Here is a 19,285-nt window from a genome sequence, read left to right as displayed (position 1 = left end):
GGATTGTTTCCATAAGGGGCGACGAATGGAATTCGTACTCTATCTGCTGTTGGGGGCCTGCGCCGGTGTGTTGGCCGGGCTGTTCGGTGTGGGCGGTGGCATCATCATCGTGCCGGTGCTGGTGTTCAGCTTCACCCTGCAGGGCTTCGACCCGTCGGTACTGACTCACTTGGCCGTCGGCACGTCGCTCGCGACCATCGTCTTCACGTCGATCAATGCCGTGCTTGAGCATCAGCGCAAGGGCGCGGTGCAGTGGCCGATCTTCGCCTGGATGACCCTTGGCATCCTGCTCGGTGCGCTGGTCGGGGCCAAGACTGCCTCGCTGATCCAAGGCCCGATGCTGCAGAAGATCATCGGCGTGTTCGCCCTGGTGATCGCCGCGCAGATGGCCCTGGACCTCAAGCCCAAGGCCAGCCGCGGCATACCCGGCAAGCCCGGCCTGACCGCTGCTGGCAGCGTGATCGGCTGGGCCTCGGCGATCTTTGGCATCGGCGGCGGCTCGCTGACCGTGCCGTTCCTGACCTGGCGCAGCCTGCCGATGCAGCAGGCAGTGGCGACCTCGTCGGCCTGTGGTTTGCCGATTGCCGTGGCCAGTGCCCTGAGCTTCATGTGGCTGGGCTGGAACGAGCAGCACCTGCCGGCTCACAGCATCGGTTACGTCTATCTTCCTGCGCTGGTGGGCATCGCGGTCACCAGCATGTTCTTCGCCCGATTCGGTGCCCGCCTGGCGCACAGGTTGTCGCCGCGTTTGCTCAAGCGTCTGTTCGCCGCGCTGCTGTTTTGCGTCGGTCTGAGCTTTTTGATTTAACCCGAGAGGAATGACAATGCTGCCTTACCCGCAGATCGACCCCGTGGCCGTGGCCATCGGGCCGCTGAAAATCCACTGGTACGGCCTGATGTACCTGATCGGCATCGGCGGCGCCTGGCTGCTGGCCTCGCGCCGGTTGAACCGCTTCGACCCCACCTGGACCCGCGAGAAACTCTCCGATCTGGTGTTCTGGCTGTCCATGGGGGTGATCGTCGGTGGGCGCCTGGGCTATGTGCTGTTCTATGACCTGCACCAGTACTTGGCCAATCCGACGTTGATCTTCGAGGTCTGGAAGGGCGGCATGTCGTTCCACGGTGGCTTCATCGGCGTGATGCTGGCGGCACTGTGGTTCGGCAAGCGCAACAACAAGTCGTTCTTCGAGCTGATGGACTTCGTCGCCCCGCTGGTGCCGATCGGCCTGGGCGCCGGGCGCATCGGCAATTTCATCAACGCCGAGCTGTGGGGCAAGGCCACCGACCTGCCTTGGGCGATGGTCTTCCCGCCGTTCAGCGACCCGGCGCAACTGCCGCGTCACCCGTCGCAGTTGTACCAGTTCGCCCTCGAAGGTGTGGCATTATTCGTCATCCTTTGGCTGTACTCGCGCAAACCGCGTCCGACCATGGCCGTTTCCGGCATGTTCGCGCTGTTCTACGGGATTTTCCGCTTCATCGTGGAATTCGTGCGGGTACCCGACGCCCAGCTGGGGTACATCGCCTTCGGCTGGTTGACCATGGGTCAGTTGCTCTGCGTGCCGATGATCGCCGGCGGCATCTTCCTGATCTGGTGGGCCTACAACCGCAAACCTACGGCCAAGGCCACCGTTTGACTCTCACGGCAGGGGCGATCCCCCTGCCGTTCTTGCTACAGGTAAGCCATGAAACAGTATCTAGACCTGGTCCGCGACGTCATCGAAAACGGTACGTTGCAGGAAAACCGCACCGGCATCCGCACCATCAGCCTGCCGGGCGCCATGCTGCGTTTCGACCTGCAGAAGGGCTTCCCGGCCATCACCACGCGCAAGTTGGCGTTCAAGTCGGCGATCGGCGAGATGGTGGGTTTTTTGCGCGGCGTGAAGAATGCCGGGCAGTTCCGTGAGTTGGGCTGCAAGGTCTGGGACCAGAACGCCAACGAGAACGCTCAGTGGCTGGCCAATCCCTTCCGCCAGGGCCACGACGACCTGGGTGAAATCTACGGCGTGCAATGGCGCCAGTGGCCGGGCTACAAGCGCATCCCGCTGAGCAACCCGGCGGCCATCGAGATGGCCGAGAAGGCAGGCTTTCGCCGCATCGCCCAGGATGAAGAAGACGGCCAGGCGTTCGTCATCCTGTACAAGGCCATCGACCAGGTGCGCCAGTGCCTGGACACCATCGCCCACGACCCGGGCAGCCGCCGCATTCTGTTCCACGGCTGGAACTGCGCCCAGCTCGATGAAATGGCCCTGCCGCCGTGCCACCTGCTGTATCAGTTCCACCCCAATGTCGAGACCAAGGAAATTTCCCTGACGCTCTACATCCGTTCCAACGACCTGGGCCTGGGCACACCGTTCAACCTCACCGAAGGCGCGGCGCTGCTGTCGCTGTTCGGCCGCCTGACCGGCTACACCCCGCGCTGGTTCACCTATTTCATCGGCGATGCCCATGTGTATGAAAACCACCTGGACATGCTGAACGAGCAGATGAAGCGCGAGCCATTGGCGGCGCCGAAACTGGTGATCAGCGACCGCGTGCCGGCGTTCGCAGAGACGGGCCAGTACGAGCCCGAGTGGCTGGAGAAGATCGAGCCGAGCGACTTCTGGCTGGAAGGGTACGAGCACCATGCGCCGATGACCGCGCCGATGGCGGTCTGACCTTTAGAGGGCTGGGCTGCTTCGTAGCCCCCCTCAATGCCCGTGACTGCGTCCCACGTGGGAGTGCTCGGTTTCGGGTACCGATACCGCCCCGTTCGTCTCCAGTTGCTGAAGGATCGCGCACTCCGATCCTTTGGCGTTGCACTGCTGGCGCAGCTCCACCAACTGCGCCTGCAGCGCCATCAACCCATCGATTCTCGCCTGCACATGCTCGATATGCTCGTCGATCAGCGCATTGACGCTGCCGCACGAGTCGTCCGGGCTGTCGCGCAGGCGCAACAGGCTGCGGATTTCGTCCAGGGTCATGTCCAGGGTGCGGCAGTTGCGGATGAAGGTCAGGCGCTCCACATGGGCCTGGGTGTATTGCCGGTAGTTGCCTTCGGTGCGGGCGGGGGCCGGTAGCAATTGCTCGCGCTCGTAGTAGCGGATGGTCTCCACGGCGCACTCGGTGGCCTTGGCCAGTTCTCCGATCTTCATGGCAATCTCCAGGAAAGGGGCTTGACCCTATAGTGGCTACAGGGTGTTCACTTGGCAACAACCCACTCTGTGGATACCTGCAGAGGTCAGCGCTCACGTTAAGGATGATTCCATGAACCAGCCTGTCAGCCCCGAACATCAGCATGACCACGGCCATGATCACGATCATGGCGACAAGGCGCACAGCCATGCCTCCCATGGTCACGGTTGCTGCAGCTCCAGTGCCGCGCCAGCCAGGGTGCAATTGACCGAGAGGGCCAGTGGCCAGGCGCGGCTCAGCCGTTTCCGCATCGAGGCCATGGACTGCCCGACCGAGCAGAGCCTGATCCAGGACAAGCTCGGCAAGCTGGCGGGCATCGAACAACTGGAATTCAACCTGATCAACCGCGTGCTCGGCGTGCACCACACGCTGGAGGGTACGGCCCAGATCGAGCAGGCCATCGACAGCCTGGGAATGAAGGCCGAGCCTGTGAGCAGTGAGGGTGATGATGCCCCAGCTGCGCCCCAGGTCCACCAGACCCGCTGGTGGCCGCTCGCGTTGTCCGGTGTGGCGGCGATCGCCGCCGAGCTCGTGCACTTCTCCGGCAAGGCTCCGGAGTGGGTCGTGGCGCTGTTGGCGCTGGCAGCCATCCTCGGCTGTGGCCTGGGCACCTACAAGAAGGGCTGGATCGCCCTGAAGAACCGCAACCTCAACATCAATGCATTGATGAGCATCGCCGTGACCGGTGCCGTGCTGATCGGCCAATGGCCGGAGGCGGCCATGGTCATGGTGCTGTTCACGGTCGCCGAACTGATCGAGGCGCGCTCGCTGGACCGCGCCCGTAATGCCATCGGTGGGCTGATGCAACTGAGCCCGGACCTGGCCACGGTGCAGCAGGCTGACGGCCAATGGCGTGAGGTCGAGGTGCGGGATGTGGCTATCGGTGCCTTGGTGCGCGTGCGCCCTGGTGAACGCATCGGCCTGGACGGCGAGGTGGTTAGTGGGCAATCGAGCGTCGATCAGGCGCCGATCACCGGCGAAAGCTTGCCGGTCGAAAAGGCTGTCGGCGACAAGCTGTTCGCCGGCACCATCAACCAGGCCGGTGCCTTGGAGTACCGGGTCACTGCGGCGGCAGGGCAGTCGACCTTGGCGCGCATCATCAAGGCCGTCGAAGAGGCCCAAGGCGCCCGGGCGCCGACCCAGCGCTTCGTCGACCAGTTCTCGCGCATCTATACCCCGGCGGTGTTCGCGGTGGCCCTGACGGTGGCGATCATTCCGCCGCTGTTCATGGCCGGTGCCTGGTTCGACTGGATCTACCGCGCGCTGGTCCTGCTGGTGGTGGCCTGCCCTTGCGCCCTGGTGATCTCCACCCCGGTGACCATCGTCAGTGGCCTGGCGGCGGCGGCGCGCAAGGGCATCCTGATCAAGGGCGGCGTGTACCTCGAAGGCGGGCGCAAGCTGGACTTCCTGGCTCTGGATAAGACCGGCACCATCACCCATGGCAAGCCGGTACAAACCGACAGCAAGGTGCTCGACCCGTTGTTCGAAGGCCGCGCCCAGGCGTTGGCGGCAAGCCTGGCGGCGCGCTCCGACCACCCGGTGTCGGGCGCCATCGCCCAGCATGCCCAGGCGCAGGCCCTGGAGCTGAGCGACGTGCGTGAGTTCACCGCCCTGGCAGGTCGCGGCGTGCGGGGCGAAATCGACGGCACCCTGTATCACCTGGGCAACCATCGCCTGGTCGAGGAGCTGGGCCTGTGCTCGCCGGCTCTGGAGGCCGACCTGGACCAGCTCGAGCGCCAGGGCAAGACCGTCGTGCTGCTGCTCGACGGCTCCGGACCGCTGGCGCTGTTCGCCGTGGCGGACACGGTCAAGGACAGTAGCCGCGAGGCCATCGCCGAGCTGCATGCGCTGGGTATCAAGACTGTCATGCTGACCGGCGATAATCCCCACACCGCCCAGGCCATCGCCGCCCAGGTGGGCATCGACCGCGCCGAAGGCAACCTTTTGCCGGCGGACAAGCTCGGCAGCATCGAGGCACTGTACGGCCAAGGGCATCGTGTCGGCATGGTCGGTGATGGCATCAACGACGCGCCGGCCCTGGCCCGCGCCGAGATCGGCTTTGCCATGGCGGCGGCCGGCACCGACACCGCCATCGAGACCGCCGACGTGGCGCTGATGGACGATGACTTGCGCAAAATCCCCGCCTTCGTCAGGCTGTCGCGCCAAAGTGCGGCGATCCTGACGCAGAACATCGTTCTGGCGCTGGGCATCAAGGCGATTTTCCTGGCGATCACCTTCGCAGGCATGGCGACCATGTGGATGGCGGTGTTCGCCGACATGGGCGTGAGCCTGCTGGTGGTGTTCAACGGCTTGCGCCTGCTGCGTAAATAGAGGTAATTCGATGCTGAGCGCGGAGCTCAAAGCCTTCTACATGGTCGCCCGCCTGGGCAGCATCACTTTGGCTGCGAAGAAGCTCGGGCTCAGCCAGCCCACGGTGACCACGCAGATCCGCAACCTGGAGAGCCAGTACGCAGTTGAGCTGTTCTACCGGGGTGGGCGGCGCTTGGTGCTGAGCGAGGAGGGCGCGCGACTGTTGCCGATGGTCAAGGCCTTGCTGCAACAGGAAGCCGACATCGAGTTCGAGCTGCGCAACAGTGGTCAGGCCCAGGGCGGTTTGCGCATTGCCGCCACCGCACCCTATTACATCCTCGACCTGGTGAAGATCTTCCGTGAGCGCTTGCCACAGGTGGAGCTGACCGTAGAAATCGGCAATTCCCAGCAGGTGCTGGAGATGCTCGAGGACTACCGGGTGGACATCGCTGCCTCCTCCCAACTGGTGGAAGACAATCGTCTGGTGCGTCGCGTGCTGGGTAGCGACCCGCTGGTCGTGGCGGTGCACCGCAACCACCCGCTGGCCCATCGCCACGCAGTTTCCATCGACGCGCTGGCCGGGCACTGTCTGTTGATGCGTGAACCTGGTTCGACCACTCGCAAGCTGACCGAGCGCATGCTCGAGGAGGCCGGGGTCAACGGTGGGACGCTGTTGGAAATCGGCAGCCGTGAATCGATCCGCGAGGCGGTGCTGCGCAACATCGGCATCAGCATCATTGCCCGCCATGAAGTGCCGCATAACCCGGAGCTGCGCGTGTTGACGCTGGAGAATGCTCCGGTGATGCACGAGTACTTGTACTGCCTCAAGGAGCGGCGCCAGGCCAGATTGCCGGCGGCGTTCCTGGGCGTGGCGCAAGAGGTGGTTGGGTCCCAGTTCTAGATCGGTGTTGGCTTCTTCGGGGGGGGGCTGAACCCTGTAGGAGCGGGTTTCCCGTGAAAGTGCCGTTGAGTTCACTACAAAAATCCGTGAATGGCACTATCGGCAGCTTTTGCTTACCAGCCACATAACCTTCGCATTGAGTTTCTAGCATGGCCCCATCTGTTCGATGAGGCCCTGTCATGAACAACGCTATCCCCGCCCCGGGCGCACAAATGAAAGTGCGCAATATCCACAAGCGTTTCGGCGCCTTCACGGCCCTCAACGATGTCTCCCTGGACATCGCCGCCGGTGAGCTGGTCTGTCTGCTGGGCCCTTCTGGCTGTGGCAAGACCACGCTGCTGCGCTGCATCGCCGGTCTAGAGCGCCAGGACCGTGGCGAGCTGTACATCGGCGAACGCGATATCTCCCACTTGCCACCCCAGGCCCGTGACTACGGCATTCTGTTCCAGTCCTATGCGCTGTTCCCCAATCTGACCGTCGAGGCCAATATCGCCTATGGTCTGACCGGCAGTAGCCGCGAGCAGGCACGCCATCGTGTGGCGCAGATGCTCGAACTGGTCGGTCTCTCGGGCAGCGAGAAGAAATACCCCGGCCAGCTGTCCGGCGGCCAGCAGCAACGCGTGGCCCTGGCCCGCGCCCTGGCGCCGTCGCCTTCGCTGTTGTTGCTCGACGAGCCCATGTCGGCACTCGATGCACGTGTTCGCGAGCACCTGTGCACCGAGTTGCGCCAGCTTCAGCGCCAGTTGGGCATCACCACCCTGATGGTGACCCACAACCAGGACGAAGCCATGTTGATGGCCGACCGCATCGCCGTGATGAACAACGGCCAGGTCGAGCAGTACGCCACCCCGCAGGAAATCTACGACCAGCCCGCCACGCCGTTCGTGGCCGAGTTCGTCGGTCAGGGCAACTGGCTGCCCTTCCAGCGCAGCGGCGACAGCCATGCCCAGGTGGGGGGCATGAACATGCGCCTGGCCCCTGGGGCGGTGCACAGCAGCAGCGGTCGACTGTTCTGTCGCCCTGAGGCGATCACCGTCAACCCGGTGGTGCATGAGGAGAACCTGTTCCCGGCCATGGTCCAGGAGATCACCTTCCTGGGTAACCGCTGCCGCATGAGCTTCGAGCTCAAGGCCCTGCCTGGCCATTCGCTGCTGGCGGAGCTGGCGCCAGAGGCCATGCCGCGCCTGGGGTCCCAGGACATCTGGGTGGCCTTGCCGCCGCGCAGCCTGCAGGTCTTTGCCTGAGATGGCCGCGCCCCTGTCCGTCGCGATCCCCCAGGCCAAGTCGGCACCACGCAGTGGTGTCGCTCTGGGCGATCGACTCTTCGTCGTCGGCGGCAAGTGCTTGCTGCTGCTCCTGCTCATCCTCGCCGTGCTGATGCCACTGCTGGCGATCTTCTGGCGTGGCTTCAATGGTGAGGCCGGTCAAGGTGGCGGCCTGGTCGCCGCCCGTGAACTGTTCGCCAGCGAGAACTTCCACTGGCTGTTGGGCAACAGCCTGAAGGTCGCCTTCAGTGTCGCGGCCATTGTCGTTCCGCTGGCCTATCTGTTCGCCTATGCCTTGCAACGCACGCTGATCCCCGCCAAGGGGCTGTGGCGAGGCATCTCGCTGCTGCCGCTGCTCGCACCGTCGATGCTGCCGGCGATCGCGCTGGTCTACCTGTTCGGCAACCAGGGCCTGTTGCGCGGGCTGCTGACCGATAACGTCTATGGCTTCTGGGGCATCGTGCTGGGCGAGGCGATCTACACCTTCCCCCATGCTTTGATGATCCTGCTGTCGGCCTTGTCGTTGGCGGATGCACGTCTGTTCGATGCCGCGTCGAGCATGGGCGCCGGGCCCTGGCGCGCGTTTCGCAGCATCACCTGGCCCGGCACGCGCCAAGCGGTGTTCGCCGCGTTCTGCCTAGTGTTCACCCTGACCATCACTGATTTCGGCGTGCCGGTCGTGGTGGGAGGCGACTATCAAGTGCTAGCGCTGGAAGCTTACAAGGCGGTGGTTGGCCAGCAGCAGTTCGGCCGGGGGGCGTTGATCGGCATGGTGTTGCTGGTGCCGGCGTTGCTGAGCTTTACCGTCGATGCCTGGCTGCGCCGACGCCAGGGCGATGCCATGAGCGGTCGTGCGCAGGTGTTCCAGCCCCAGCCGTCGCGCCGCCGTGATGCATGCTTCCTGGCCATCGTGCTGCTGGTCTGCGCGGTGCTGTTGCTGGTCATCGGTATGGCGGTGTACTCGTCGTTGGTAAAGTTCTGGCCGTACAACCTGTCGCTGTCGTTCAAGCACTATATGTTCGACGACACCGCCGGTGGCGGCTGGCTGGCGTACCGCAACAGCGTGACCATGGCGCTGGCCACGGCGCTGATCGGCAGCCTCGTGGTCTTCACCGGCGCCTACCTGATGGAGAAGACCCAGGGCCAGCGCCTGCTCAACCAGTCCCTGCGCCTGCTGAGCTTCATACCCATGGCGGTGCCGGGCCTCGTCCTGGGCCTGGGCTATGTGTTCTTCTTCAACCTCAACGGCAACCCATTGCACGTGTTCTATGGCGGCATGGCGCTGCTGGTGGTGTGCACCATCGCCCACTACCTGACCACGGCGCAGATGACCGCGACCACTGCCCTGCGCCAGCTCGACAGTGAGTTCGAAGCCGCCGCGCTATCGCTCAAGGCGCCGCTGTACAAGCACTTCATGCGGGTGACCGTGCCGATCTGCCTGCCGGCGCTGCTGGATATCATCCGCTACCTGTTCGTCTCGGCGATGACCACCGTATCGGCAGCGATCTTCCTGTACAGCCCCGACACCATCCTCGCCGCCGTCGCCGTGTTGAACATGGACGACGCTGGCAATGTGGGCGGCGCCGCCGCCATGTCCACCTTGATCCTGCTGACCAGCGCGACCGCTTCGCTGCTGCTGGCCGGTGCTTCCCGCGGCCTGCTGCGCCGCTCCCAGGCCTGGCGCCAGCGCGCGCCCGGCCATTGACCGACTGCCAACCCTGTAAGGAACCGCATCATGTTCAAGCCCCTCGCACTTGTCGCTGCCGTATCCGCCGTGTTCAGCCTGCAGGCTTCGGCCGCCGGGACCCAACTGACGGTCTACACCGCCCTGGAAGCCGAGCAGCTCAAGAGCTACAAGCAGGCCTTCGAGAAGGCCAACCCGGACATCGAGATCAAATGGGTGCGTGACTCCACCGGTATCATCACCGCCAAGCTGCTGGCCGAAAAAGACCGCCCGCAGGCAGACGCGGTGTGGGGCCTGGCCGCCTCCAGCCTGGCCATCCTCGACCAGAACGGCATGCTCGAAGCCTACGCGCCCAAAGACCTGGGCAAGATCTCCGCCAACTACCGCGACGCCGCCAACCCGCCTGCCTGGGTCGGCATGGACGTCTGGGCCGCCACCCTCTGCTTCAACACCGTTGAGGCCGAAAAGCAGGGCCTGAGCAAGCCGGTGAGCTGGCAGGACCTGACCAAGCCTGAGTACAAGGGCAAGATCGTCATGCCGAACCCGGCCTCGTCCGGCACCGGCTTCCTGGATGTCAGTGCCTGGCTGCAGACCTTCGGCGAGCCTCAGGGCTGGGCCTACATGGACGCCTTGCACCAGAACATCGGTCAGTACGTCCACTCCGGGTCCAAGCCGTGCAAGCTGGCTGCGGCCGGTGAGTTCCCGATCGGTATCTCCTTCGAGTACCCGGCCGTGCAGCTCAAGCGCCAGGGCGCGCCGCTGGATATCGTCCTGCCCAAGGAAGGCCTGGGCTGGGAAATCGAAGCCACCGCGGTCATCAAGGGCTCGCCGAAGGCCGAGGCCGCCAAGCGCCTGGCCGACTTCTCGGCAAGCCCCGCGGCCATGGAGCTGTACAAGGAAAACTTCGCCGTGCTTGCCGCCCCTGGCATCGCCAAGCCGCAGACCGAGCTGCCGGCAGATTACGAGCAGCGCCTGATCAAAAACGATTTCGCCTGGGCCTCGAAGAACCGCGACGAGATCCTGAGCGAGTGGCGCAAGCGCTATGACGGCAAGTCGGAGAAAGTCGCTCAGCAGTAATCGCGGCTAGTCTCTTGCGAGGGCCGCAGGCCCTCATTTGCGGGTACCTAATTCTGGAGATGAGCAATGCCCACCCCCGAACAGATCATCCATACCACCTTCGCCCTCTACGAACACCACGGCGCCGACGACTACATCGGCGAGGCGATCACCCAGATCGAGCACATGTCCCAGGCCGCCGAATTGGCCATGGCCGAGGGCTTCGACGATGAAGTGGTGTTGGCTGCGTTCTTCCATGACATCGGCCATCTGTGCGGGGAGGGCGAAGGGGACATGGGCGGCTATGGGGTGGTCAGCCACGAGCGGATCGGGGCTGAGTACCTGCGCCGCTGCGGTTTCGGCGAGCGCATGGCGCGGTTGGTGCAGTACCACGTCGAGGCCAAGCGCTACCTGACCTTGCGCCAGCCGGGTTACTACGACCGCCTGAGCGAAGCGAGCCGGCGCACGCTCGAGTATCAGGGCGGGGTGATGAACGATGCCGAGGCCGATGCGTTCGAGCAGGACCCGTTGTTCAAGGTCAGTCTGCGCATGCGCGAGTGGGACGAAATGGCCAAGGAAGTCGGGGTACCGGTGATCGACCTGGCGCTGCTGAAGGAAAAGGCCCTGGCGTTGCTCTGAAGGAACTCTTCGCGGGTAAACCCGCGAAGAGATCTACAGGTCGTTCACCAGGGTTTCGAGTTGCTCCTGCCGCTCGGCCTGGTTGACCCGCGCCCCAGGGTTGAGCGTCGACCACTGGGGGTGTGCCCGGGCGCGCTTGAGGGCCTCGGGCAACTTGCCCTCACGCCAGGCTTTTTCATCCGGCTCGCTTAGGCGGACGCTGTCTTGCGCGGCATGTCCGCGGCTGTCGAGCGCCACCATCAGCTGTTGTTGGCGCAGCGCCAGCAGGCGCAGCACTGTGTCGTCCACGGTCAGCTCGCGCTGGCCTTTGAGCTTGCCCATCAGGCGCGACCCGTAGTTGCGCGCCGTTTGCAGTGCGCCACCGGCAATGGCCCCGGCCAGGGCGGCGGCACCCAGGGTCAGGCCACCCACCAGCAGGTCCACGCCAGCCCCGGCGGCCGCCCCGGCCGCCACGCCGCTGCCCAGGCGCACGCCGAGCAGCTTCAAAGTTTCCGGGTTGAACAGGTCATCCCCCCAGCGCCCGTCGAGCAAGGGCAGGTCGCCGGCATGGGCGTCGTCGCGACGGAAGGCATAGAGCTTGAGTAGCGCTTCGACGCAGCGTTGCTCGCGCTGGCGCACCTCATGACGCAGGGCTTCGATGGCTTGGGCTTCGGCGGCAGGTTCGGCTTCGACGCTGCGTCGGCAGGCGGCGCAGTCGAGCAGCAACTCGGCGATCAAGCGCTTGGCACTTTGCTGGCGTGCCTTGCGCTGGGCCTGCTGGTCGTCGATCAGGCGTTGCAGGGCGGGGCGGGCGTCCTCGAGCAGCAGGGCCAGGCTCTCGTACAGGCGCCGTTCGCCGTCCTCGGGCGGCGCCACGCTGTCGAAGCGCACCAGGGCGTGCAGGCCAAGACGGGCGAGGGCTTCGCGCCACTGCGGCTCGCGATGTTGCTGGCTGGCGACGAAGTTGAGCACGGGCAACAAAGGCTTGCCGCAACTGGCCAGGACCTCCAGCTCATCGCGGTACTTGGCCAGCACCGGCTCGCGGGCATCGATGACATAGAGCCCGGCATCGCTCGCCAGCAGTTGGCGCAGGACCTTGGCTTCCTGTTCGAAACGCTGGCGCGCCTCGCTGCCCTGGAGAAACCGCTCCAGCCGTGCCGGGCCGTCCAGGCGTTCGCCAGGGCGTTCCAGGCGTTCTAGGTAATCGAGCAGGGCGATGGCATCTTCCAGGCCGGGCGTGTCGTACAGCTCCAGCAGCGGCACGCCATCCACCGACAGCCGCGCGCCCTCCACGTGGCGGGTGGTGCTGGGCCGGTGGGAGACCTCGCCGAAGCTGACGTCACGGGTCAAGGTGCGCAGCAGGGAGGTCTTGCCGACGTTGGTGTGGCCGACCACGGCCAGCTTCAGGGGCTCAGTCATGGCCGTGCTCCAACCAGGTCATGGGCGAGGTGTCGGCGTGGGGCAGGCCGAGGCGATCCAGGGCGTCATGCCAATCACCCAGGCGATCGGCGTCCAGCGGCTCGCCTGGGAGGGCCTGGAGCAGCCAGATGCGTGTGGCCCCTGCGTTACGTGCCAGTTCGGCCAGCAGCGCGAGGCTGCCACGGTCAGGCGAGCGACGGGGGTCGCAGGCGATGGCCAGGCGGGCTGGCGGGAAGCGGCTCAGTTGCTCCAGCAGCTTGTTGCGCGATTCGCGGCTGTCCAGCACGCCCGCGTTGGCCACGGTCTTGGGCAGAATGGGTGGCCAAGGACGCTGGTCATCCAGCTCCAGGCCGACCAGCAGGGCGCCGCCATCCTGAACGCCCAATTGGCCGGCCCGGAACTCGGGCAGGGCGTGAGGCGCGGCGTCCTGCACGCCGAGCCGTTCGCTGCTGGGCATCAACACCTCCCGCAGGTGGCTGTAGCCGGGCAGGTTCAGGTCCAGCTTCAAACGCGCGCGACCCTGGTGCCAGTGCCACAGGCAGAGCAGGGCGAGCAACAGGCGCGGCAGCAAGCCGTACACCAGCACCACGCCAAGCAACCAGCTGGCCCAGGCCTGGCGTGCCAGGTCGAGCGCGGGCAGGGTGTCGCCACTGGCGCGGATCAGGGCTTCATCGGGCACCGCGAAGCCCAGTAACGAAGGCAGAGCGCCGAGGGTCTGGGTCAGATGGATGAACGGTTCGGCGGCGAGCAAGGTGGTTTCCCAGACGAAGCCGTAGCGCCGGGTGGCCAGCAACGCCAGAAGCATGCCCACTGCGGCGACCATTGCCAGCAGCCACAGGCCATGCACCAGCGCGCCGAGCAGCCAGCGGTTGAGCCGTTGGCGTTGCAGCATCACCAGCAAGGCGGGGGCCAGGTGCGCGGCCTGCGCATCGCGCGCCAGGCGTTCGCTGAGCCATAGCCACAGGCGCCCAAGGCCGGTGTCGTGTTCGCCGGCCAGCAACAGCCCGGCGGCCCATCCCAGCAGCATCAGCAGGTTCAGCCCCAGCAGGCTGCCCAGGGCCCAGAACACATTCACCGGGCGCTGCCCGTCGCCCAGGGCCGCCAGCCCCAGGCCGGCGCCGCTGAGAACGGCCAGTACCATCAGGGCCAGCAAGGCCAGGCGCGCGCCCTGTTTCCAATGGCGCAGGGCTTGGGTCATACCATCGCGTTCGGCCAGCCACAGCGCGCGCGTTTCGATGCGCGCCGCCAGGTCGCCACCTTGTTGGCGGGCGCGGCGGTTGGCTTCCTGATCCTCCAGGGGGCCGGCCTGTTCCTCGCGCAGGCGCACCGCTTCGGTGAGCCAGCGTTTGTCGAATAGGGTGGGTGCAGTCACGAGCTCTTCCATTGCACAAGTCAGGGCAAAGCATAACCCAGGCGCCGGGTGCTATCCTCGCCACCATGAATACATCACTCCCCCTCAGCCTGATCGCGGCGCTCGCCGAGAACCGTGTGATCGGCATCGACAACACCATGCCCTGGCACCTGCCGGGGGACTTCAAGTACTTCAAGGCCACGACCCTGGGCAAGCCCATCATCATGGGTCGCAAGACCTGGGACTCGCTGGGTCGGCCGTTGCCAGGGCGCCTGAACATCGTGGTCAGCCGCCAGCCGGGCCTGCAATTGCAGGGCGCCGAGGTGTTCGCCTCGCTGGAGCAAGCGTTGCTGCGCGCCGAGCAGTGGGCGCGGGAACAGGGAGTCGGCGAGCTTATGTTGATCGGCGGGGCGCAGTTGTACGGGCAAGCGCTGGAGAAGGGCTTGGTAAGCCGCATGTACCTGACCCGGGTGGAGCTATCGCCGGAGGGGGATGCGTGGTTCCCTGAGTTCGACAAGGCTCACTGGCGCTTGGTGTCGAGTGAGCCGCAGGCCGAGGAAGGCAAGCCTGCGTATCACTTCGAGGTGTGGGACAAGGTTTGAAACTACCGGGGCTGCTTTGCAGGTGAACCCGCTCCCGCAAGGATCACCGCCAACCCTGTGGGCGCGAATTTACCCGCGAAGAAGTCGCCACGGCGCTAGGAATGGCTCAGCTCGGCATGGGCATCATCGGCCAGCACCTGCTGGTCGGTCTGCTTGAGCAACTGGCTGGTGACCACGCCTGCCGTCATCGAGCCGTTCACGTTCAATGCAGTGCGGCCCATGTCGATCAGCGGCTCCACGGAAATCAACAACGCCACCAGCTCCACCGGCAGGCCCATGGCGGGCAGCACGATCAGCGCAGCGAAGGTCGCGCCGCCGCCCACACCGGCTACACCTGCCGAGCTGAGGGTGACGATGGCCACCAAGGTGGCGATCCACAGTGGGTCGAAGGTATCGATGCCCACCGCAGGCGCGACCATCACCGCCAGCATGGCCGGGTACAGGCCGGCACAGCCGTTCTGGCCGATGGTGGCGCCGAACGAGGCACTGAAGCTGGCGATGGACGGCGGAACGCCCAGGCGCCGGGTCTGCGCTTCGATGTTCAGCGGGATGCTGGCTGCGCTCGAGCGGCTGGTGAAGGCAAAGGTCAGCACAGGCCAGACCTTGCGCAGGAAGCGCAGCGGGCTGACGCCGGTCGCGGCCAGGATCACGCCATGCACCACGAACATCAGCCCCAGGCCGAGGTACGACACCACCACGAAGCTGCCCAGCTTGAGGATGTCCTCGAGGTTGGAGCTGGCGACCACCTTGGCCATCAGCGCCAGCACGCCGTAGGGAGTGAGCTTCATCACCAGGCGCACCAGGCGCATCACCCAGGCCTGCAGGGTATCGATGGCCGCCAAGGCGCGGTTGCCCTTGTCGGCGTCGTCCTTGATCAGTTGCAAGGCAGCCAGGCCCAGGAACACAGCGAAGATGACCACGCTGATGATCGAGGTCGGCTTGGCCCGCGCCAGGTCACCCACCGGGTTGGTGGGGATGAACGACAGCAGCAACTGCGGGATGTTGAGGTCGGCGACCTTGCCCGCGTAGTCGCTGTGGATGGTTTGCAGGCGCGCGGTTTCCTGGGCGCCGGCCACCAGGCCGTCGGCGCTCAGGCCGAAGAGGTTGGTCAGGGTGATGCCGATCAGCGCCGCGATCGCGGTGGTCAGCAACAGGATGCCGATGCTCAGCACGCTGATCCGGCCCAGGGACGATGCGTTGTGCAGGCGAGCCACGGCGCTGAGGATCGAGGCGAAGATCAGCGGCATCACGATCATCTGCAACAGGCCCACGTAACCGTTGCCGACCAGGTCGAGCCAGGCGATCGTCGCCTTGAGCACCGGATGGCCCGCGCCATAGAGCGTGTGCAGCACCAGACCGAACGATACGCCCAGCACCAGGCCGAGCAGGACTTTCCGGGCCAGGCTCCAGTCGGTACGGCGGGTTTGCGAAAGGCCCAGTAACAAGACCACGAAGGCCAACAGGTTGAGTGACAACGGCAGGTTCATTGAAGCTCCAGGGTAAAGCACAAGAGGCATCGCCTCTGATTGAGCGATTGCGAACGCAAATGCTAACAGCCTGAAAACAAACGAATTTATACCCAAATCGAATGTGCTTAGTCGTTTCTGGAATATAAAGGCGTCGCACCTGGAACATCACGTGGCGCGTGGAGAAGGTTCGACGTCGCTGTCGGGCCCTTGTAGTGGCGGGGGTTTGTCTAGCGTTGCAGGTCCACTGTTCAGGAGAACTTGCAATGAAGTCTGCTCCGAAAGTACTCGCGGCGGGCCTGGCCCTGCTGCTGAGCGTCGAGACCTGGGCCACCGAGCTCAAGCACTGGCCCGCAGAGGCCGCCAAGCAGTTGGACAGCATGATCGCCGCCAATGCCAACAAAGGTAACTACGCGGTGTTCGACATGGACAACACCAGTTACCGCTTCGACCTGGAAGAGTCCCTGCTGCCGTTCATGGAAAACAAAGGGCTGATTACCCGCGACAAGCTCGACCCCTCCCTGAAGCTGATCCCGTTCAAGGACACCGCTGATCACAGGGAGAGCCTGTTCAGTTACTACTACCGCCTCTGCGAAATCGACGACATGGTCTGCTACCCTTGGGTGGCCCAGGTGTTTTCAGGCTTCACCCTCAAGGAATTGAAGGTGCAAGTCGATGAGCTGATGGCCTCCGGCAAGCCGATCCCGACCACCTATTACGACGGCGACCAGATCAAGCAGATGGAGGTACAGCCGCCGAAGGTCTTCACCGGGCAGACCGAGCTGTACAACAAGCTGATGGAGAACGGGATCGACGTGTATGTGATCTCCGCAGCGTCCGAGGACCTGGTGCGCATGGTCGCCTCCGATCCCAAGTACGGCTACAACGTCAAACCGCAAAACGTGATTGGCGTCAGCCTGTTGCTCAAGAACCGCACCACCGGGCAGTTGACCACGCCACGCAAGCAGATCAGCGAGGGCAACTACGACGCCAAGGCCAATCAGGACCTGGAACTGACGCCTTACCTGTGGACCCCGGCCACCTGGATGGCAGGTAAACAGGCCGCCATCCTCACCTACATCGACGAATGGAAAAAGCCCGTGCTGGTCGGCGGCGACACCCCCACCAGCGATGGCTACATGCAGTTTCACAGCGTCGATGTGAACAAGGGCGGCATCCATCTGTGGGTCAACCGCAAGGCCAAGTACATGGACCAGATGAACGGGATGATCGCCAAGAACGCAGCGGCCCAGGCCAAGGAAGGGCTGCCGGTGACGGCGGACAAGAACTGGGTGATCGTGACGCCGGAGCAGATTCAGTAGCGCTTGTCTTGCTTGGTCCGGTTCGCGGGTAAACCCGCTTCCACAAAGGTTCAACGGCTGTGGGACGGGGTAGCCGCGAAGGGCTACCGCAGGCAAAAAAAACCGGCGCACGGGGCGCCGGTTTTTTTATGCCTTCAGGCCTTACAGCCCTTCGAGCATCGCCTTGTTGCGCACAGCGCCTTTGTCGGCGCTGGTGGCCAGCAGGGCGTAGGCCTTCAGGGCGGTGGTCACCTTGCGTGGGCGGGCTTCGGCAGGCTTCCAGCCTTTCTTGTCCTGCTCGATGCGGCGGTGCGCCAGTTCCTCGTCGCTGACCAACAGGTTGATGGTGCGGTTAGGGATGTCGATGAGGATCTTGTCGCCGTCGCGCACCAGGCCGATGGCGCCGCCTGCGGCAGCTTCCGGCGAGGCGTGGCCGATCGACAGGCCCGAGGTGCCGCCTGAGAAGCGGCCGTCGGTGAGCAGGGCACACGCTTTGCCCAGACCTTTGGACTTGAGGTACGAAGTCGGGTACAGCATCTCCTGCATGCCCGGGCCGCCTTTGGGGCCTTCGTAGCGAATGATCACCACATCGCCGGCCTTCACTTCGTCGGCCAGGATGCCGCGCACGGCGCTGTCCTGGCTTTCGAAGATCTTCGCGTTGCCTTCGAACACCAGGATCGAGTCGTCGACACCGGCGGTCTTCACCACGCAGCCGTCCAGGGCGATGTTGCCGTACAGCACCGCCAGGCCACCTTCCTGGGAGTAGGCGTGCTCGACGCTGCGGATGCAGCCTTCGGCGCGGTCGGCGTCCAGGGTGTCCCAACGGGTCGATTGGCTGAAGGCGGTCTGGGTCGGGATGCCGGCAGGGCCTGCCTTGAAGAAGGTGTGTACCGCTTCGTCATCGGTCTGGGTGATGTCCCACTTGGCGATGGCTTCTTCCATGCTGCGGCTGTGCACGGTCGGCAGGTCGGTGTGCAGCAGGCCGCCGCGGGCCAGTTCGCCGAGGATGCTGATGATGCCGCCGGCGCGGTGCACGTCTTCCATGTGGTACTTCTGGATGTTCGGCGCCACCTTGCACAGCTGCGGGACTTTACGCGACAGGCGATCGATGTCGCGCAGGTCGAAGTCCACCTCCGCTTCCTGGGCGGCGGCCAGCAGGTGCAGGATGGTGTTGGTCGAGCCACCCATGGCGATGTCCAGGGTCATGGCGTTCTCGAACGCCTTGAAGCTGGCGATGCTGCGCGGCAGGACGGACGTGTCGTTCTCGCCGTAGTAGCGTTTGCACAGCTCGACGATGGTGCGGCCAGCGGTCAGGAACAGCTGTTCGCGGTCGGCGTGGGTGGCCAGGGTGGAGCCGTTGCCCGGCAGGGCCAGGCCCAGGGCTTCGGTCAGGCAGTTCATCGAGTTGGCGGTGAACATGCCGGAGCACGAACCGCAGGTCGGGCAGGCGCTGCGCTCGTACTCGGCGACTTTCTCGTCGCTGGCGGACGAGTCGGCGGCGATGACCATGGCGTCGACCAGGTCCAGGCCGTGGCTGGCCAGCTTGGTCTTGCCAGCCTCCATCGGGCCGCCGGAGACGAAGATCACCGGGATGTTCAGGCGCAGGGCGGCCATCAGCATGCCGGGGGTGATCTTGTCGCAGTTGGAGATGCACACGATGGCGTCGGCGCAGTGGGCATTGACCATGTATTCCACGGCGTCGGCGATGATCTCGCGGCTCGGCAGGGAGTACAGCATGCCGTCATGGCCCATGGCGATGCCGTCGTCGACCGCGATGGTGTTGAATTCCTTGGCCACGCCTCCGGCGCGTTCGATTTCGCGGGCGACCAGCTGGCCCAGGTCCTTCAGGTGCACGTGGCCTGGGACGAACTGGGTAAACGAGTTGGCGATGGCGATGATCGGTTTCTTGAAGTCTTCGTCCTTCATCCCGGTGGCGCGCCACAGGGCACGAGCGCCGGCCATGTTGCGGCCCTGGGTGGAAGTCTTGGAACGATAATCAGGCATGAAGCACTCCTGGCGGCTTAATCAGGTCACAAAATGGGGAGTGAGCTTGTCTTTCCTTTGCGCCGAAGGCCGGTTGCCGCTGGCACGGATGAGGCCGAAAGCGTCACGGGATCGCCGTGTGCTCGACCAGAGCTCAT

Annotated in this window: 16 protein-coding genes; 11 read left to right on the top strand and 5 right to left on the bottom strand. The window is 64.8% G+C overall.

Features of this window, described 5'->3' with window-relative positions; translation table 11 throughout:
* Positions 1–25: 25 nt before the first annotated feature.
* From HMPREF3173_RS04840 to HMPREF3173_RS04830, 3 genes are read left to right on the top strand one after another with little or no spacing between them, the layout of a single operon-like run.
* Positions 26–808, top strand: coding sequence for a sulfite exporter TauE/SafE family protein (locus tag HMPREF3173_RS04840; RefSeq protein ID WP_043208693.1), 783 nt, complete (start codon positions 26–28; stop codon positions 806–808).
* Between the two features lie 16 nt (positions 809–824).
* A complete protein-coding gene (gene lgt, locus HMPREF3173_RS04835) occupies positions 825–1,634 on the top strand; it encodes a prolipoprotein diacylglyceryl transferase (protein WP_043208691.1) in 810 nt (269 codons plus the stop codon).
* Between the two features lie 48 nt (positions 1,635–1,682).
* Positions 1,683–2,654 (top strand): thymidylate synthase, encoded by a 972-nt coding sequence (locus HMPREF3173_RS04830; RefSeq protein WP_070571745.1) that lies wholly within the window; start codon positions 1,683–1,685, stop codon positions 2,652–2,654.
* Positions 2,655–2,687: 33 nt separating this feature from the next.
* Here HMPREF3173_RS04830 and cadR read toward each other — a convergent pair whose 3' ends face one another.
* The gene (gene cadR, locus HMPREF3173_RS04825) at positions 2,688–3,131 is read right to left on the bottom strand and encodes a cadmium resistance transcriptional regulator CadR (protein WP_043208688.1); all 444 of its coding nucleotides are present in this window, start codon (positions 3,129–3,131) and stop codon (positions 2,688–2,690) included.
* A gap of 112 nt (positions 3,132–3,243) precedes the next feature.
* On the opposite strand from cadR, the gene HMPREF3173_RS04820 reads away from it, so the two are divergent.
* The 6 genes from HMPREF3173_RS04820 (at position 3,244) to HMPREF3173_RS04795 (ending at position 11,026) form a co-directional block, all read left to right on the top strand.
* Complete coding sequence (locus HMPREF3173_RS04820; RefSeq protein ID WP_070571744.1) at positions 3,244–5,502, top strand: heavy metal translocating P-type ATPase; 2,259 nt, start codon at positions 3,244–3,246, stop codon at positions 5,500–5,502.
* A gap of 10 nt (positions 5,503–5,512) precedes the next feature.
* Positions 5,513–6,382, top strand: a complete 870-nt coding sequence (locus tag HMPREF3173_RS04815) for a LysR family transcriptional regulator (protein ID WP_043208684.1) — start codon at positions 5,513–5,515, stop codon at positions 6,380–6,382.
* A gap of 179 nt (positions 6,383–6,561) precedes the next feature.
* On the top strand, positions 6,562–7,626 hold the full coding sequence (locus HMPREF3173_RS04810; RefSeq protein WP_043208682.1) for a putative 2-aminoethylphosphonate ABC transporter ATP-binding protein: 1,065 nt from the start codon (positions 6,562–6,564) through the stop codon (positions 7,624–7,626).
* A gap of 1 nt (position 7,627) precedes the next feature.
* Positions 7,628–9,352 (top strand): putative 2-aminoethylphosphonate ABC transporter permease subunit, encoded by a 1,725-nt coding sequence (locus tag HMPREF3173_RS04805; RefSeq protein ID WP_070571743.1) that lies wholly within the window; start codon positions 7,628–7,630, stop codon positions 9,350–9,352.
* A 30-nt stretch (positions 9,353–9,382) separates the two neighbouring features.
* The gene (locus tag HMPREF3173_RS04800; protein ID WP_070571742.1) at positions 9,383–10,408 is read left to right on the top strand and encodes a putative 2-aminoethylphosphonate ABC transporter substrate-binding protein; all 1,026 of its coding nucleotides are present in this window, start codon (positions 9,383–9,385) and stop codon (positions 10,406–10,408) included.
* A gap of 66 nt (positions 10,409–10,474) precedes the next feature.
* Entirely contained in the window at positions 10,475–11,026 is a 552-nt protein-coding gene (locus tag HMPREF3173_RS04795; protein ID WP_070571741.1) for a phosphonate degradation HD-domain oxygenase, read from the top strand.
* A 33-nt stretch (positions 11,027–11,059) separates the two neighbouring features.
* Here the strand turns inward: HMPREF3173_RS04795 and HMPREF3173_RS04790 are convergent, their stop codons facing one another.
* Both HMPREF3173_RS04790 and HMPREF3173_RS04785 read right to left on the bottom strand, forming a co-directional pair.
* Positions 11,060–12,424: a GTPase/DUF3482 domain-containing protein gene (locus HMPREF3173_RS04790; RefSeq protein WP_070571740.1), complete on the bottom strand. Its 1,365-nt coding sequence runs from the start codon at positions 12,422–12,424 to the stop codon at positions 11,060–11,062.
* Entirely contained in the window at positions 12,417–13,808 is a 1,392-nt protein-coding gene (locus HMPREF3173_RS04785) for a DUF2868 domain-containing protein (RefSeq protein ID WP_070571739.1), read from the bottom strand. The genes HMPREF3173_RS04790 and HMPREF3173_RS04785 overlap by 8 nt, the downstream gene beginning before the upstream one ends.
* 53 nt (positions 13,809–13,861) lie before the next feature.
* On the opposite strand from HMPREF3173_RS04785, the gene HMPREF3173_RS04780 reads away from it, so the two are divergent.
* The gene (locus tag HMPREF3173_RS04780) at positions 13,862–14,377 is read left to right on the top strand and encodes a dihydrofolate reductase (RefSeq protein WP_070571738.1); all 516 of its coding nucleotides are present in this window, start codon (positions 13,862–13,864) and stop codon (positions 14,375–14,377) included.
* A gap of 95 nt (positions 14,378–14,472) precedes the next feature.
* Here HMPREF3173_RS04780 and HMPREF3173_RS04775 read toward each other — a convergent pair whose 3' ends face one another.
* Positions 14,473–15,864 carry an L-cystine transporter gene (locus HMPREF3173_RS04775; protein WP_043208668.1) on the bottom strand — a complete coding sequence of 464 codons (1,392 nt, stop codon included), beginning with the start codon at positions 15,862–15,864 and terminating at the stop codon, positions 14,473–14,475.
* A gap of 245 nt (positions 15,865–16,109) precedes the next feature.
* Here HMPREF3173_RS04775 and HMPREF3173_RS04770 point away from each other — a divergent pair, with 245 nt between their 5' ends.
* Positions 16,110–17,165 (top strand): HAD family hydrolase, encoded by a 1,056-nt coding sequence (locus tag HMPREF3173_RS04770; protein ID WP_070571737.1) that lies wholly within the window; start codon positions 16,110–16,112, stop codon positions 17,163–17,165.
* 141 nt (positions 17,166–17,306) lie between these two features.
* On the opposite strand, the gene ilvD is transcribed toward HMPREF3173_RS04770, so the two are convergent.
* Positions 17,307–19,148, bottom strand: a complete 1,842-nt coding sequence (gene ilvD, locus HMPREF3173_RS04765; RefSeq protein ID WP_070571736.1) for a dihydroxy-acid dehydratase — start codon at positions 19,146–19,148, stop codon at positions 17,307–17,309.
* Between the last annotated feature and the right edge of the window lie 137 nt (positions 19,149–19,285).

It is taken from the genome of Pseudomonas sp. HMSC08G10, assembly GCF_001808425.1.
Lineage (GTDB): Bacteria > Pseudomonadota > Gammaproteobacteria > Pseudomonadales > Pseudomonadaceae > Aquipseudomonas > Aquipseudomonas guariconensis.
This window is presented reverse-complemented; position numbering and strand designations above follow the sequence as displayed.